Raw genomic sequence first — 16751 nt, 5'->3', positions numbered from 1 at the left:
AAATTATTCTCCATATATATTTAAAGAGAATCCTTCTTCTAATGCTTTTTTAGCATATTCTTTTGCACCAAATAGAGATAAATCTCTGTAGTTTCCACATTCTACTGCTGTAGCTGCTGGTATTTCCTCTGCATCAAGAACCATTTCAAGCGCTTTTTCAAGACCTTCTTTAACATAAGAAGGTTCTACATCTCCCCACATTATTAGATAATAACCTGTTCTACATCCCATTGGAGATAAATCTATTATACCATCCATAGTTTCTCTTAAATTTGTTGCTAAAAGATGTTCTAATCCATGAAGTGCTGCTGTACCAAATGCTTCTAAATTTGGTTGTAAAAATCTTAAATCAAATTTTGTTACTTTATCACCATTTTTTCCATCTAATACACAACATTTTCTAACATAAGGTGCTTTTACTTTTGTGTGATCTAATTTAAAACTTTCAACTTTTTCCATTTTCTTCCTCCTATATTACAATTCTAAAAATTTAAATTATTTTAAAAAAGCTCTCCATATCTATTTGATAAGAAGAGCTACCCTTTTATTTTATAAATCAGTATCACCAATTTAACTTTTTAATCGGTGTCGGGTTACGCTGAAATTCTTACCCGATTTTATAATTTTTTAAACTGATTTTTATTATATATTATATCCCTTAAGTTGTAAAGTTTAGCAACATTGATTTTGCAGTAAATTTTAATTTTTGCAATTAATTTTATTTAATTCCTATCTATTATATGGTATATTAAATTAGCTATATAAAAAAATCGATACGAGGATAGTGATTATATATGTATAATGATTTAAAACACTATAATTTAGTTTTTATTGGATTCATGGGAGTTGGAAAAACAACTATTTCTTCAAAAGTTTCAAAAATACTTAATAGAGAAATTATCGATACAGACAAAAAAATAATAGAAAAATCAAATATGGAAATATCAGATATTTTTAATCAATTTGGTGAAGAGTATTTTAGAAATATAGAATCAAATATCATATCAGAAATCTCAACTAAAAAAGATGTTATCATTTCATGTGGTGGAGGTTCTGTTATAAGAGAAAAAAATGTATCTTTATTAAAAGAAAATGGTATAATAATTAGACTAACTGCAAATCCTCATACTATTTTTAATAGAGTTAGAAAATCAAATTCTAGACCTATTTTAAAAAATAATATGAATGAACAATTTATCTCTTCTTTAATGAAAAAAAGAGATTTAATATATAAAAATGCAGCTGATATTACTATCTCTACTGATTATAAAAGTATAAAAGAAATTTCTAAAGAATGTATTGAGAAATCTATTCAATTTATAAAATATAATAAATAATTAAAAGGAAGGTGAATCTATTGGCAAAAAATACATTACAAAATCTTTTAAGTAAATCTAGAAAAGCAATACAAGACTTCAATTTAATACAAGATGGCGATAAAATAGCTGTAGGTCTTTCTGGTGGAAAAGACAGTATGGCTCTTCTTCATGTTTTAAAAACATATCAAAGATTTTCTCCAGAAAAATTTGATTTAATGGCAATATGTCTTCAGATGGGTGGAGTTGATAACTCAAATTTACATGAACTATGTAAAGAATTAGATGTAGAATTTCATGAAATACCAACTGATATAAAAGAGATAGTTTTTGATGTCAGAAATGAGAAAAATCCATGTTCTCTTTGTGCAAAAATGAGAAGAGGAGCTTTAAATGACTATGCTGTAAAATTTGGTTGTAATAAAGTTGCCCTTGGTCATCATAAAGATGATGCCCTTGAAACTTTTTTAATGTCTATGGTATATGAAGGTAGAGTGAGTACTTTTTCTCCAAAATCATACTTAGATAGAACAGGGCTTACTGTAATTAGACCTATGGTTTATGTAGAAGAATATCTTATAAAGAAAACAGCAGAAGAGATGAATTTTAAAATAGTTAAAAATCCTTGTCCTGCTGACGGAAATACTAAAAGAGAATACATTAAAAATCTTATAGCTAGACTTCAAGATGAAATGCCAGACTTCAAGAAAAATTTATTCGGTGCTATGAATAATCCAGAACAATGTTTCCTTTGGGACAAAGACGCATTAAAAGATGTTCATTTTAGTCGTTAATTATGAGAATATATATAAATAATTAAAAAGAACTTTTCAATTTTATAAAATGAAAAGTTCTTTTTATTTTATATATACTTCTATGCGTTATATAACTAGAATACTTTTTTATTTTTTAAGTATTTTTAACAAATACTAAATAGAAAGTTATTATCTCTTATATAATTTTTTATTCAGTTCTCTCAATAGATTCTACAATAGAGATATTTCTCATCTCAACAAAAGGCAGATAAGAAACCAATGCCCCCAATACAACATTCATTAAAAATACTCCTGCAAATGTAATTGGATTTACCAAGAATTTTGGCGAAATCAAAAACTCTTCCATAGGACTGTATATTCCCCAACATACTATCAGTGCAATAACTATTGAAATCACAGCAGAATAAACTCCATACATAAAACCTTCAGATAACACAATTTTTCTAAACATCTTATTATCTGCACCAACAGCTCTGATTATTCCAAACTCAGCTCTTCTTGAAACCATGCTATATTTGATATTATTCACTATATTGATAATACTGATTAAGAATAATATCCCTATAATCGCATTTATAAACATTTGCTTATTTTCTTCCATAGCAGCTAGTGTCATTCTTTCCTCAGTTAAATCAGCAAACACATTTCCACTAGTTCTATTCGCTATAGTTAAAATTTGTTTTGCTATCTTTTCTCTATTTGCATCGTTATTCATTTCTATATTTACAATCTGAGCATTTTTATATCCAGAGAATTTTTCAAACTGCTTATTTGATAAAACTAGATTTACAGAATTATCATTCACATAATAATCAGAGTAATCCACAAGTTCATTTACAATACCCACAATTTTAAATTCTTTTGTGATATATTTCCCATCGTTGTCAGTCATTTTAAAATATTCCTCACTAGAAATACCATTTTCTCTAAAAGTAACCTTCAATTTATCTCCAATATCTACACCTACTGTGTATTTGCCATTATTCTTTGGAATCATTGCAATAGCTACTTCTTCATTGTTCATCTTTTTTAAATCTATATTCCCTTTATCTAAATGTTTGTTCAATTTTTTAAGAAGAGTGTCATTATATCCGTATACTCCAGATTTCAAAATCTTATCCCCATTTCCACAATCTACTAACATTCCACTAAGAACATTTTTATTATATGGATCTTCATTTCTCTCTTTAAAGTATTCCTTATCTAAAATCTGATTCTCTTTTAAAAACATCCTAGCATACAGACTTCTTATTTCATCTACATTTTCTACACCTTTTATACTTCTAATATCCTCTATATCCTTAGCTGAATATCCTGCATACATAGGTTTTGTCGGAATCATACTTATCTTAAAATCTGTATTTACCCTTGATATCTCGTCTAGTTTATTCTGTTGGTCCTTCATCAGGTCAGAGTAAAATGAAGAAGCTAAAAACATCACACTTCCAAGACACATAGAAATCAGAGTAATTGCAAATCCGCTCTTATTTCTAAGAACATTTTTCATCGCCATTTTTATCTCAATTGGTATAATTTTACTATAAGAAAGGCTATTATTTTTTCTTTTTATACTAATTTTATGATTTCTTTTTTTATTTATAGAAGATTTTATATTTCCTCTAATTTCATCAATTGGGGAAATTCTCTTTATTTTCCAAGCCAAAAGAGCCACTATAAATACAATTATCAACAAAGATACAATAGCTGCAAATCCTATTATTTCAATGGGTAGGCTAATCATCGACAATTCCACAGTACTTTCGGTAAATATATTTCCCGAAATTTTTTTAAGCAATACTGCTACAAAGTAACCCATCGCCACACCTATTGGAAGCGAAAGTATCCAAATTAAAAGAAGCTCTGTTAAAAGTAGTTTGACTATATCTGATAATTTTCCACCTATTGCTCTAATCACACCGTACTCTGAAATTCTCTGTATTATAGAGATATTGAATACCCCATAGATAACTATTGCAAGTACAATAGCTGCTGCAACTGCCGAATAGATTAAGTTATAATCAATTTCTTCAAGCTGCCCCATTGCATCTAATAGCATCCTATTTACACTAATTCCCTCATCATCAAGACCTAAAATATCAGAAATTTTATAAATATTTTCTACAATATTTTTATCATCTTCAAATCTTACATAAGCATCTGTTTTTTCGTTGCTCTTTTTCAAATCTCTATTTAAAAAAATCTCCATAATACCCGATGACTTAGCATTCACTCTATCTCTCAAAATTCCAGATACTACAAAACTTTCCTTTTTATTTCTTCCATATAAATCTATTGTTATCTTTTGACCAACCTCAGACTTTACTCCTAAGTTATCCAAAACCCACTTCTCAATAACTATTTCATCTGCCCTTTTAGGAAAATTCCCTTTTACAAGCTTCGTATTTTGAAGACTTAACCATTCTCTATTTACGCTTACAATATTCATTAAATCCTCACTATCGGGAGTAGATGAGTCATAATATGTTATAAGCCCAAGTTTTCCTATATTATCTTTTGGATTATCATATATTCCATTATTTTTCATATTTTCAATATCATCAACTTGGCTATCATTTAAGTCATTATATCTAACAAAATAACTTCCCAGTTCGTACTCGGTCTGTTTAATATTTTGTTCCTTTGCACTAAATGAAAGAGATCCAACTCCAACAATAAGTGCTATACCAAGAACAATACCTATCCCTATAGAAATAGACCTATTTTTATACTTTTTAATATAAGATTTTCCTACCTTAAAATACCACATAAAAAAACCACCTTTCTTCAGATTATTTGTTATCTTTTAATTTCCTCTACTCCAATAATTTAAGTAATTTATTACTTTTAAATTATCATCTAAGAAAATTTTTAACAATATAATCTGTTTTAATGGTGGTTTTTACTGTTTAAACAGCAATTGGTATCATAATCCTTACCTTAAAACTGCTTTCATCATAATTTATTTTCATGTCTCCGTTATAATTTTCTACACAACTTCTTACATTATCTATTCCTATTCCATGAATAGACTTATCTTTTTTACTAGTCAAAATCTTACTTCTATCTTTTTTAATCTCATTTTCCTTTGAGTTTTCTACAATTAAAAGACTAAAATTATTTACTATGTTATTGCTGATTTTTATATATCTATCGCTATGTTCTACTTGTAAACACGCCTCTATTGCATTATCTAAAAGATTCGATAAAATCGTACAAAAATCTGTCATATCTAAAAAATCATACCTAGAAAAATCTACCTTGCACTCAAAATTTATACCATACTCATCACACATACTCTTTTTGTTCTTTAATATCGAGTCCGATATTATATGACCTGTATTAAACTCATTTCTTACAGATTCATATTTTTTTAAACTACCCTCAATTTTTTGTATGTACTCAACAGCTAGTTCAGAATTTCCAGATTTATATAGCTCATTTATACAAATTATGTGATTTTTTATATCGTGGTACATCTCTCTTACCTTTTGATTTTCCCTACTAGATGCTATATAGTTCTTTACTTCTTTATCTACACTTTCTCTAAGTATTTTATTTTCATTCCTTATCTTATAATCTTTAATAATTCTACTTACTATTAAAATAATACATATATTAGATAATAAAACTAAAAAAGTAGTAAGTATACCGTATTCAACCAGATTACCTATATCAAGCATAGTCATTGAAATCATCTTAAAAATTCCTATTATAACTAAAATATTCAATACAAACATCAAAATTATATATAATCTTATTTTTTCTTTATTTTTCTTGCTATTTAAAATGTATAAGTATATTACTACAAAGAAAATTGTTATTATAACTGACATAATCCTTGCTTCAAAATATGGATAAATTCCATCATTCCCTTTAATAACTATTCCGTTGTACACCAATTTATTCATATCTTCAACTATAAAATCTATTGATTTTTTTATAACTAATTCTACAATCATAAAATAAGATATTACTTTTACAGCTATTTTTTCTTTTGGACTAGAATAATTTAAAAATGCATATATCATATATGCTATTGATTTTAATAAAATTCTATTATCATCCATAATATACTTATAAAAAATCAAATGAATAATGAATGTTATTGCAAAAAAACTAACCCATGAAAAAACTTTTGATTTACTTCTGATTTCACAAAAATCCATTGCGATTTTTAAAATCAAATAATAAACTATGAAATCGGCAAAATTAAATACTATCCAAAAGATATTTTCTATCACACCCACCTCCGAAAGAAAACTTTATATTTTTATATAAATTTATACTATTTTTATTATCTCATTACTTTTTCTATATAATCCATTACTCTTTCTTTCAACTCTTTTATCTTATCTCTACTTATCATAACCTCATTCCCAGCAACTATTGCAGTTCTTCCCTTTATACTCTCAATCCTAGAAATATTTACAATATATCCCCTATGTAACCTAAAGAAAGTATCACTGTCTAACTTTTTCTCCATACTTCCTATAGTTTTATATATCTTATATACATTTTTCTCTGTATGTACAAGAAGATTTCTCCCATAAGTTTCTACAAAAAGTATGCTCTCTGTAGGAACAACCACTATCTTATCAGTATTCAAATCATTAATGACTATGCTACTTTCTTTATTATCCATAATCTCCTCTAAACACTTTCCAAAATGTCTACAGAAATCTTCATATCCTATTGGTTTTAATAAATATCTAAATGCCTTAACTTCATATCCATCAGCTAAAAAATCAGGAACTGCTGTGATAAATATTATCTTCAACTTTTTGTTCCACTCTCTAATTTTTCTAGCCACATCCATTCCATTAATACCATCCATTTGAATATCTAAAAGAACTATATTCAAATTTTCTCTATAACTTTCATCACTTTCAAATCTATCTAAAAAACTCTCTCCATTATCAAATTCTTCTACATTATACTTCTTTTGTTCTAAAATTTTTTTGAGAAACTCTTTTAATTTATCTCTATATATCTTTTCATCTTCACAAATAGCTATCGAAATCATTTCCATTCCTCTATTCTTAATAGTCTGTTTAGTATAATAATATAACAAACAAAAATATCTTGCAAAATATATAAATTTTTAAAGTTAATTTACATTATAATTTCTTTAAGTAATCTACTATTCAAAATAATAATAAAAATTAAATTTCTTGAAAAAGATTACATTTTTTCTATTTTTAAAGAATCTGTTTATCTGAAGGTCCTTTTATTTTTTAATATTTCCATAAAAAAAAGAAGTATCTCCTATTTTGGGATACCTCTTTATTATTTAATTAATTATCTATTAGCAAATTTTTCAGCTATTTTAACAACTACTTCAGATGCTTTAACCATAGAACTTATTACTAATAATTCATTTCTACTGTGGAAGTTTAATCCACCACCGAATATATTAGGGCATGGAAGTCCCATTTTAGATAATTTAGATCCATCTGTACCACCTCTTATAGGTATAACATTTGGTTCTACATCTAATTCTTTCATAGCTTCAGTTGCTATATCAACAATATGCATAACTGGTTCTATTTCATCTCTCATATTGTAGTACTGATCATGTATTTCTACAGATACTCTACCATCATATTTTTTAGTTATTTCAGCTATCTGATTTGCGAAGAATTCTTTTCTTGCTTCAAATTTAGCTTTATCATGGTCTCTTATTAAGTATATCATTTTTGCTTCATCAACATTTCCGTTGAATTCATTTAAATGATAGAATCCTTCATATCCTTCAGTTGTTTCTGGTCTTTCATCTTCTGGGAATAATTCCATAACTTTTCCAGCTATGTATAAAGCATTTACCATTTTATTTTTAGCTGATCCTGGATGAACATTTTTACCTTCTATAGTTACAGTAGCTAATGCTGCACTGAATGTTTCGAAGTTTAATTCACCTTCTGCACCACCATCTAAAGTATAAGCATATTTAGCACCAAATTTTTCAACATCAAATTTGTCTGCTCCTCTACCTATTTCTTCATCTGGAGTAAATCCAACTTTTATATCACCATGTTTTATTTCAGGATGATTTACTAAATATTCCATAGCTGTCATTATTGCAGCTACACCAGCTTTATCATCTCCACCTAATAAAGTTGTTCCATCTGTAACTATTATATCTTCTCCAACAAATCTTTTTAATTCTGGAGTGTCTTCTACAGTTGTTACTATTCCTAAATCTTTATTTAAAACTATATCATTTCCATCATAGTTTTCTATTATTATAGGATTTACATTAGTTCCTGATACATCTTCATTTGTATCCATATGTGCTATGAATCCTATTGTGTCTACACCTTCTGTATTTCCTGGTAATGTAGCCATTAAGTAGCAGTTATCATCAAGAGATACATCTACTAACCCTATTTCTTTTAATTCTGCTTCTAAAACTCTTGCTAAATCAAACTGTTTTGCAGTTGATGGACAAGTTTCACTTGTTGAATCAGAAGTAGTATCAATTTTAACATATCTTAGTAATCTTTCTAAAACTTTTTCTTTCATAATTCTTACACCTTCCATATATAAAAATATAAATTTAAGGTCTGCAGATTTGACTGTAGAAAACCTTTCTTCTTTAGTATAACAATTATTACCTATAAAAACAAACAGAAAAAATATTTTTTCCGAAAATTTTTATTATTTTTTTAAGTTTTCTTATTTCTATTTACTTTTTATTTTTATAACAATATAAATAATTATTAATAATATTAAAAAGAATATTGTATTAAGGATAGATATTGCCGTCATTAAACTCAAATTATACTTTTCAAATAATGTTAAAAGTGGAGATAATATGAATGTTGAAAAATCCCATAGTATATGCATTATTAAAGGTAATATAAAATTTTTTGTCTTTATATATATAAGACAAAACGATATTGATAATATAAATACAGATACCATTCTTGCTACAGAATACCCATGATACAACATAAATAGAATAGATGATACAAATATAAATAAATATATATCTTTTTTATTAGATTCATCTTTAACAATATATTTAAAAGTCAAAAATCTGAAAAAAAGTTCTTCTATAAAAATAACAAGAACTAATGAAAATATATACATTAACCCCATATTATCAATACTAATTTGTTTAGTATTTGATAATATATTTTTTATATTAATCGCTCTATTTCCCATCATAATAAATTCTACTTGGTAAACAAACGTAGATAATATAGCTACTAAAAATAATATTATTAAAGCAAAATATATATTATCAAAATTATTATATTTTATTGTTTTTAAATCAATTTTAATTTCTTTATAATCTGCTTTTAATATAAACTTTCCAGACAATATAATTAATAAGCTAAAAATAATATTTCTAATAAATATATTTTGATGTTTATTTAAAATATAAAAAGTTGACAATGATGATATCAGAACAGAAGATAACAAAATTAAACTAATTACTAAAATTTCTTTTGTTTTATAAAAATATTTAGTATTCATAGCTAAACCTCCTATAATATATCTTTTCAAAAATAAATATATTTAGTTACTAATAAAAATCTTTAAAAATATTATAAATAATGTACATATAAATTTTATTAAAGGCATACTTAGCTACACAAAAAATTAACCTCATTTATTAATTTAAAACTTTAAAAATATATCTACATTTACTATACTCTATGGTATAAAATAAATCAATCTAGAAATAACTACTAAAACAATTATCTTAAACTGATTAATTTTGCTCATCTAAATTACTCCCTTTGAATATATATTAATATATTACTTATATACTATTATAAGAGAAAATGAGTAGAACAGTAATTATTGAATTTTTTCTTAAAATAAATTAAAGTATATATTTGATTTTTTAATAGTATCTCCTTTTTTAATTTGTTAGTATAATTATTAATTATAACAAAAATAAAAAATATAATTATTAATCCATCGACACTTGGAAATGCATATCTTCATTGACTTCAATCATGAGTCTGAAGCATAGAGCAGATAGTAGTTATTCTTTTGTTTTTTCTAAATATTGACTTTATTAACATTAAAAAAGGGGTCTCATAAAAATATGATATCCCTAAACATTATTTTTTTATTTATTTTAAGAAACAATTTAATATCTGCTGTTCTGCTTCCTCTTCAGTTAATCCTAAAGTCATCAGTTTTAATATCTGATCTCCTGCTATTTTACCTATTGCAGCTTCATGAACTAGCATAGCATCTGGATGCTCTGCTGATATTTCTGGTATTGAGCTAATTTTAGCATTCCCCATAAGAATAGAATCACATTGAACATGGGCTGAACATTGATTTTCACCTATTACTCTTGGATTAAATACTTGTACAGAATTATCTTGTCCAACAGTACGAGATATAACTTGAGCTGAAGAATCTTCTCCTTCAAGTACTACTTCCATATTTGATTCTGCAAATTGGTCATCATGAGTAAGTAATCTTTCAAGTACAACTATTTTAGCATTTTTACCTAAAGTAGCTTCCATATCTCTTTTTGTAGAGTCAACTCCTCTTATCTGAACAGTTTCCATTTCACAATATGAGTCTTCTTCCATTTCAACTATTGTAACAGGATTTAATATTCTTTTTCCTCCACCTTTAGTTCCTTCTCCATAATGTTTTTCAGTATATTTTAACTTTGCACCTTTTTTAAGAACAAATCTGTGAACACCATCATGTTGACTATCTTCACTACCACAGTTATGTATTCCACATCCTGCAACTATTGTAACTTCTGCATTTTCTCCTATTATAAAGTCATTGTATACTTTATCACTAAATCCAGATTGAGTTACTATTACTGGTATATGAACATCTTCTGGTTTAGAATTTGGTTTTACAATTATATCTATTCCTGGTTTGTCTGTTTTAGGAATTATGTCTACATCTTTAGTAGATTTTCTTTCTATTCCTTCTCCATTTTTTCTTATGTTAAATGCTCCAAGTAATGGACTTCCCATTCTCATATCGGCTACTTCTTTTAATAAATCTATATCAACTCTATCCATTATAAACCGCCTTTCCCTGTATTTGACATACAGTTCCATTTACTTGATTTAATATTTCAGGAAGTACTTCATCTTTTGTTCCACTTGTTTTTATTTTACCATTTTCAAGTACTATTATCTGATCTGCAAGTTCTAATATTCTTTCTTGATGAGATATTATTATTATTGTTTGATCTTTTTCTTCGTGCATTTTTTGGAAACTTTCGTTAAGTTTTCCAAAACTCCAAAGATCTATTCCCGCTTCTGGTTCATCAAATATTGATATTTTTAAATCTCTAGCAAATAATGTAGCTATTTCTATTCTTTTCATTTCACCGCCAGATAAAGAGTTATCTACTTCTCTATTAAGATATTCTTTTGAACATAGTCCAACAGCTGCTAGATACTGACAACAATCTTCTTTAGGAAGATCTCCTCCATGAGATAATTTTAGTAAATCTTCAACAGTCATACCTTTTATTCTAGGTGGTTGTTGGAAGGCATAACCTACTCCCATTTTTGCTCTTTCAGTTATATTTTTTTCAGTTATATCTTCACCATCTAAAATAATTTGACCTGAAGATGCCTTAGATATACCCATTATAACTTTTGCAAGGCTTGATTTTCCACCACCATTTGGTCCTGTTATAACATATAACTTTCCTTTTTCAAAATTAATGCTTAAATCATCTATTATATTGCGTTCTATTCCGTTTTCTTCTACTTTAAAGAACACATTTTTTAACTCTAGCATTCTATAACTCCTCCATTCATAGTATATATAAAATATATAGTTTTTAGTCTTTTTATAATAATCTCCAATATATATGTTATCAATATTGTTAGTATTTATCAATAAAATAGATTTCAATTTAGAAAATTTATTTTTATTAATTTATAAAAAATACGGTCATATATAAACATCATTTTTATATATAACCGTATTTTATCTAATATTATTTTTTCTTCTTTTTATTTTTTTTCTTTTGTTGTTCTCTAATTCTTATAGCTTCATCTTTATCTTTTGGAACTTTAGCTGCTTCTAACTTTTCTTCTTTTTTTATTTTGTAATAAAAATAAGATAAATCAGCTATTATAAGTGCTAAGTATACAGCTGTAAATATTATTGAATTTTTATTTAATTCAAAATTATAGCTTTTATAAAAGATAAGAACAAATATAGGCATTGAGAATAAAATTCTTAACGCTGGATTTTCCCTCATTTTCCCCGTTGCCAAAAATCTATAAATATTTATATCCAATTTATAATATTTTTAGTTTTGACATACTCCTTTCCTTACTTATTTTATTTGAATAGATTTCTAAGTTGATTTGCTACTATATAATTAGATCCTCCACCAACTTGAGATATCTTATTTACACTTTTTCCTATTAAAGCAGATTTTTGACCCTCTGATAATGTATTTCCTGCTAATATTATTGGAGAATTTGTCTTAGCTGCAAATGCTCCTACTGATAATCCATCTATTAATTTATCTTCACCTTCAGAACCATCTTTTACTACAAAAATATTTTCAAAGTTTGATTGAGTATAGAACTTCTTAATTATCTCTGCATTAGTTTCTTTTCTATTTTTTCCACTTATTCTTTCAGGATTTTTTAACAGTTTTTCTGTACTTTTCGGAACTACTGCATCTCCACCTATTATATAAGATTTTTCAATATTTTTATTTGATAATATTTTTTCTGAACCTGGAATATTTCCTTTTTTATCAGAAAGTATTATAGGTATTTGATTTTGACCTGCTGCTGCTCCAAAACTTATAGCATCTGCTAATCCTGATTTTCCATTTACAACAGCAACTTTATTTATATTAACTCCTATATTTTCCATTTCTTTTGCTATAGATATTCCTGTTTCATATCTATCTTTTCCAAATATTCTTTTTACAGATATTCCCATAGATTCTAACTGTTTTTGAACTGTTTTTGATATAACAGATTCACCACCTATTATATATACTTTTTTTGTATTCAGTCTTTTTAATTCATTTTTTGTAACATCTTTTAGAGTATTTTTTTCTGTTAACAATACTGGTGCGTTTTTATATGCAGCAAGAGGTGTTGCTGAAAGTGCATCAACTATCGCTCCTCCATTTGCAACTACAACTGTATCTGCACTATTCCATCCTCTTTTACTTGTCTTCACAGCTGTATCATATCTATTTGAACCTATTATATCATTTTCGTTTATATTTTCTTTAGTAATAGCCTTTATTGCAAAGTTGATATTATCACTATTATTTCCTTCATTTTCATCTACAAATACTCCATCGATTAACTGGAAACTTTCTCCTTTATTAGCTTTTGCTTTGAACCAAGGTACTTTCTCTGCATTTCCTTCAGCAAATAAAGTAGCCATATTATTATTTTTCATTTTTACAACTATAGCACCTTTTCCATAAGGAATTTTAACAGAATTTACAGGAATAGTTACATATCCTGTTTCATTTATTATTCCTGATGCAAGAGGTATTAAGTTTTTATTTTGAGGAACACCATTTTTTACAGGAGCATAATATATATTATATTCACTTCCTATAGAAGTATTTCCTATTGTTACTCCTTCAATACTCTCATTTTGACCTTTAAAATCAAATACATTTGCTACAGCAAAATTCTTTCCTCCAAATTCCATATATCCACCTTTTTCAAGTTGATATATTTTATTTCCTTCTTTAGATATTTTTTTTACAGAATAATTATCTCCTGCCCGAAGAATAGTTTTATCTTCATATGATATCCAGAAAAATCCGCCTTCTGAATTATATGGACCCCAACTATTTTTTACTAACCATGCACCATTATTTTTAGGTTTTGCTTTTCCTGTGAAATGATCTCTACTATAATTGTCATCCCAACCAACTATTGTAACAGCATGATTTTGATCTTTATCTTTATCTACATAATATGCATCTTCATCTTTACTTGTATATTCCTCTGAGTCTGCATATCCAGATACAACTCCACCATATTTAGATATAGCATTTTTTATATCATTTCTATTATTATTTATGAATATAGCATCACTTGCTAAATATCCTGTTCCTTTTGCTGTTTTCATATTTGAAGGCATTTTATTGTGTGTATTATATCTTAATTCTGATTCAAGTTTTGGTCCATCTCCTGATGCAAAATATCCCATAGATAGTAGGTTAGATGTACCTTCTTGATCACCTACATTCCATCCATTTATTCCATCTTTTGCCCACCATCTCATATGTTCTTCTGATAAATCATAATCTCCATATCCATTTGTAGCCATATAAGATTCCATTCCTGCTATTCCTGCAAATGCCCAACAAACTCCTAAATTTTCTTGATCTCTAATACCTGTTACTTTCCCAAGTTTTCTTGGATCATAATCTTTAGGTAAAAATCTATTTATTTTTGATGCATTTCCATGTATACGAGTACCCTCTATTTCAAAAGATTCTGGTATTCTTTTTGTTTCATCTATTGTTCCATTTTCTACATCATCTATATAATCTTTAAATTCATCTGTAGCTTCTAGTTGCTCTATATGAAGATCTTTATCTTCTATACTTATACCATTATCAGCAAGTGATAATGGTGCTGAAGAAACTGTTATAGCTGTTGCTGCTAATACTGAAATTACTTTTTTATTTTTTCTCATATCATTCTCCTATTTTTATTATATATTTAAAATTTTTATCTTTGATACCGACATCTTATTTTTCATTATACATTACTTTTATATATATAGTATGAATTTTTTATATATTGACAAAATCGTAATTTTTTAATCACAAATATTTCATTAATGTAACATTTAAAAATTTATAAAATATTGACTTTTACAGTCTTTTCAAGTATTATTGTAAAATATGTGTGTTTTATTTTAGTTTTAATTAGAAAATAATTCTTTATAAAATATTTATAACAATTTTATAAAATGTTTATATTTTATAATTATAATGTAAATATAAATTAATAATAAATATAATAATGGGAGGTGATTCTAATGAAAAAAATATATATAATTTCAACTTATACAGGAACTGTTCTTGCACATTTAATAAGAAGAATTAGTAGAAAACCATATTCTCATATTTCTCTTTCTCTTGATAAAAGTTTAAATACTATGTATGCTTTTGGAAGAATCAATCCTAAAAATCCTTTAATAGCAGGATTTGTTGAAGAGGGAGTTAACAAAGGACTTTATGAAATAAAAAAGAACACTATTTGTAGAGTATATTCTTTAGAAATAGAAGATTATAAATATCAAAATTTAATTAACAATATAGCTAAAGTAAAAGAAAATAGAAATTTATATAATTATGATTTATTTTCTCTAATTACTATACCTCTTGGTATAAATAGACAGCCTAAATTTGGATATGTATGTTCAACTTTTGCTGCTGATATGCTTAAAAAAAGTGATATCCACCTTTTTGATAAATCCTATAATTTTGTTCAGCCAAATGATTTTTATAATTTAAATGGTCTAACATTAGAATACGAAGGATTACTTAGGGAGTATACTGATTATAATATGGAATACAAAATTGATTTTGTCGGTCAAAATAATTTATAAAAAAAAGAACTCTTATCATGTATAAGAGTTCTTTTTTTATCTTTATCTTTATTTATAATAAATTTTTTTCTATATATGTTGCAACACCATCATCACTTATAGAGTCTGTATATTCATCTGCCACTTCTTTTAACTCTTTTACTGCATTTCCCATTGCTATTCCATGACCTGCTGTTTCAATCATTTCAATGTCATTTCTTCCGTCTCCAAATGCATAAGAATTTTCTAGTTTTACATCTTCAAATTCTATTGTTTTTAAAAGTCCTATTCCTTTTGAATTTTTCTTAGGATACATTTCATATACTTCACCTGGATAATTTTTAAAACAATTAAATTCTTCTCCATCTAATGACTTACAATACTCGCATCCTCTTTCATCTGATGGGAACATCTCTATTTTAAATACATTAATATTTTCTAATTCAAAATTATTTTCTAAAAAGTCATTTGATATATCATATTCTTTATAGTATTCTAAAATTCTTTTAAACTCTTTTTTTACATAACTGTATTTTTCACCTTGTAAACAATAATCTATATTTAATTTTTCGCAGTTTTCAACTACTTCTTTAACGATATTATTATCTATACCACTGAAAAATCTAGTATCTCCATTTATAAGTACTTGAGCTCCATTTCCTAATACAAAGCCATCAAATCCAAAGTTAAGTAACTCTTTGTTTAAAAAAGCATATGGTCTTCCGCTAGAAACAAATGCTACATTTCCTTTTTCTTGAAAATCTCTTATAGCTTTTTTTACCCTATCACTCATATCCATAACGCCTATTGTACAATCTATAATTGTTCCATCTACATCAAAAAATGCTGCTTTTTTCATTTATTTTCTCCCATCTAATTATATAAACCTCCTCGACTAAAATCGAGCGTTCTAAAAGTTTAATAAAACCTTTTCTTTTTTTATATAAAGTAAAAGCAGCCTGTATATTTTAGGCTGCTTACTTTTTATTATTTAAAAATTATTATCTACTTGATTCTTCAACTGCAACTGCAACTGCAACTGTAGCACCAACCATTGGGTTATTACCCATACCTATAAGACCCATCATTTCAACGTGAGCTGGAA

Annotated in this window: 15 protein-coding genes; 3 read left to right on the top strand and 12 right to left on the bottom strand. The window is 26.6% G+C overall.

All coding sequences use genetic code 11. From position 1 onward, the window contains the following. Positions 1-3 precede the first annotated feature (3 nt). Positions 4-459, bottom strand: coding sequence for an S-ribosylhomocysteine lyase (locus Q1J78_RS08435; RefSeq protein ID WP_300278795.1), 456 nt, complete (start codon positions 457-459; stop codon positions 4-6). 335 nt (positions 460-794) lie between these two features. Between Q1J78_RS08435 and Q1J78_RS08430 the strand changes: the two genes are divergently transcribed. Continuing rightward, the gene (locus Q1J78_RS08430; protein WP_300278792.1) at positions 795-1337 is read left to right on the top strand and encodes a shikimate kinase; all 543 of its coding nucleotides are present in this window, start codon (positions 795-797) and stop codon (positions 1335-1337) included. A gap of 20 nt (positions 1338-1357) precedes the next feature. Then, the gene (locus Q1J78_RS08425; RefSeq protein ID WP_300278789.1) at positions 1358-2110 is read left to right on the top strand and encodes a tRNA 2-thiocytidine biosynthesis TtcA family protein; all 753 of its coding nucleotides are present in this window, start codon (positions 1358-1360) and stop codon (positions 2108-2110) included. 169 nt (positions 2111-2279) lie between these two features. On the opposite strand, the gene Q1J78_RS08420 is transcribed toward Q1J78_RS08425, so the two are convergent. From Q1J78_RS08420 to Q1J78_RS08380, 9 genes are all read right to left on the bottom strand, one after another. Next, the gene (locus Q1J78_RS08420; protein ID WP_300278787.1) at positions 2280-4859 is read right to left on the bottom strand and encodes an ABC transporter permease; all 2580 of its coding nucleotides are present in this window, start codon (positions 4857-4859) and stop codon (positions 2280-2282) included. A gap of 139 nt (positions 4860-4998) precedes the next feature. Next, the gene (locus Q1J78_RS08415) at positions 4999-6333 is read right to left on the bottom strand and encodes a GHKL domain-containing protein (RefSeq protein ID WP_300278784.1); all 1335 of its coding nucleotides are present in this window, start codon (positions 6331-6333) and stop codon (positions 4999-5001) included. Between the two features lie 53 nt (positions 6334-6386). Beyond that, on the bottom strand, positions 6387-7115 hold the full coding sequence (locus tag Q1J78_RS08410; protein ID WP_300278781.1) for a LytR/AlgR family response regulator transcription factor: 729 nt from the start codon (positions 7113-7115) through the stop codon (positions 6387-6389). A 275-nt stretch (positions 7116-7390) separates the two neighbouring features. Further along, positions 7391-8614, bottom strand: coding sequence for a peptidase T (pepT, locus tag Q1J78_RS08405; protein ID WP_300278778.1), 1224 nt, complete (start codon positions 8612-8614; stop codon positions 7391-7393). A gap of 159 nt (positions 8615-8773) precedes the next feature. After that, complete coding sequence (locus Q1J78_RS08400; protein ID WP_300278775.1) at positions 8774-9574, bottom strand: CPBP family intramembrane glutamic endopeptidase; 801 nt, start codon at positions 9572-9574, stop codon at positions 8774-8776. Positions 9575-10182: 608 nt separating this feature from the next. Then, a complete protein-coding gene (locus Q1J78_RS08395; RefSeq protein WP_300278772.1) occupies positions 10183-11109 on the bottom strand; it encodes a SufB/SufD family protein in 927 nt (308 codons plus the stop codon). Then, a complete protein-coding gene (locus Q1J78_RS08390; RefSeq protein WP_300278770.1) occupies positions 11102-11842 on the bottom strand; it encodes an ABC transporter ATP-binding protein in 741 nt (246 codons plus the stop codon). Before Q1J78_RS08390 ends, Q1J78_RS08395 begins: the two co-directional genes overlap by 8 nt. A gap of 202 nt (positions 11843-12044) precedes the next feature. Then, positions 12045-12350, bottom strand: a complete 306-nt coding sequence (locus tag Q1J78_RS08385) for a hypothetical protein (protein WP_300278767.1) — start codon at positions 12348-12350, stop codon at positions 12045-12047. 44 nt (positions 12351-12394) lie between these two features. Continuing rightward, positions 12395-14746: a cell wall-binding repeat-containing protein gene (locus tag Q1J78_RS08380; protein ID WP_300278764.1), complete on the bottom strand. Its 2352-nt coding sequence runs from the start codon at positions 14744-14746 to the stop codon at positions 12395-12397. 348 nt (positions 14747-15094) lie between these two features. On the opposite strand from Q1J78_RS08380, the gene Q1J78_RS08375 reads away from it, so the two are divergent. Further along, positions 15095-15667, top strand: a complete 573-nt coding sequence (locus Q1J78_RS08375) for a hypothetical protein (protein WP_300278761.1) — start codon at positions 15095-15097, stop codon at positions 15665-15667. A 52-nt stretch (positions 15668-15719) separates the two neighbouring features. On the opposite strand, the gene Q1J78_RS08370 is transcribed toward Q1J78_RS08375, so the two are convergent. Together Q1J78_RS08370 and Q1J78_RS08365 are read right to left on the bottom strand one after the other, a co-directional pair. Next, positions 15720-16505: an HAD family hydrolase gene (locus tag Q1J78_RS08370; protein ID WP_300278758.1), complete on the bottom strand. Its 786-nt coding sequence runs from the start codon at positions 16503-16505 to the stop codon at positions 15720-15722. A gap of 142 nt (positions 16506-16647) precedes the next feature. Further along, positions 16648-16751, bottom strand: a 104-nt coding sequence (locus Q1J78_RS08365) for a GGGtGRT protein (protein WP_300278834.1), incomplete at its 5' end; no start/stop codon positions are given.

It is taken from the genome of Peptacetobacter sp. (assembly GCF_029264495.1).
In the GTDB taxonomy this organism is placed as follows: Bacteria; Bacillota; Clostridia; order Peptostreptococcales; family Peptostreptococcaceae; genus Peptacetobacter.
This window is presented reverse-complemented; position numbering and strand designations above follow the sequence as displayed.

Bases quoted from the DNA above. Each gene is read 5' to 3' on its own strand.
- Q1J78_RS08400 (WP_300278775.1), bottom strand. From the start codon at position 9,574: ATGAATACTAAATATTTTTATAAAACAAAAGAAATTTTAGTAATTAGT.
- Q1J78_RS08390 (WP_300278770.1), bottom strand. From the start codon at position 11,842: ATGCTAGAGTTAAAAAATGTGTTCTTTAAAGTAGAAGAAAACGGAATA.
- Q1J78_RS08435 (WP_300278795.1), bottom strand. From the start codon at position 459: ATGGAAAAAGTTGAAAGTTTTAAATTAGATCACACAAAAGTAAAAGCA.
- Q1J78_RS08370 (WP_300278758.1), bottom strand. From the start codon at position 16,505: ATGAAAAAAGCAGCATTTTTTGATGTAGATGGAACAATTATAGATTGT.
- Q1J78_RS08380 (WP_300278764.1), bottom strand. From the start codon at position 14,746: ATGAGAAAAAATAAAAAAGTAATTTCAGTATTAGCAGCAACAGCTATA.
- pepT (WP_300278778.1), bottom strand. From the start codon at position 8,614: ATGAAAGAAAAAGTTTTAGAAAGATTACTAAGATATGTTAAAATTGAT.
- Q1J78_RS08410 (WP_300278781.1), bottom strand. From the start codon at position 7,115: ATGATTTCGATAGCTATTTGTGAAGATGAAAAGATATATAGAGATAAA.
- Q1J78_RS08395 (WP_300278772.1), bottom strand. From the start codon at position 11,109: ATGGATAGAGTTGATATAGATTTATTAAAAGAAGTAGCCGATATGAGA.
- Q1J78_RS08420 (WP_300278787.1), bottom strand. From the start codon at position 4,859: ATGTGGTATTTTAAGGTAGGAAAATCTTATATTAAAAAGTATAAAAAT.
- Q1J78_RS08375 (WP_300278761.1), top strand. From the start codon at position 15,095: ATGAAAAAAATATATATAATTTCAACTTATACAGGAACTGTTCTTGCA.
- Q1J78_RS08430 (WP_300278792.1), top strand. From the start codon at position 795: ATGTATAATGATTTAAAACACTATAATTTAGTTTTTATTGGATTCATG.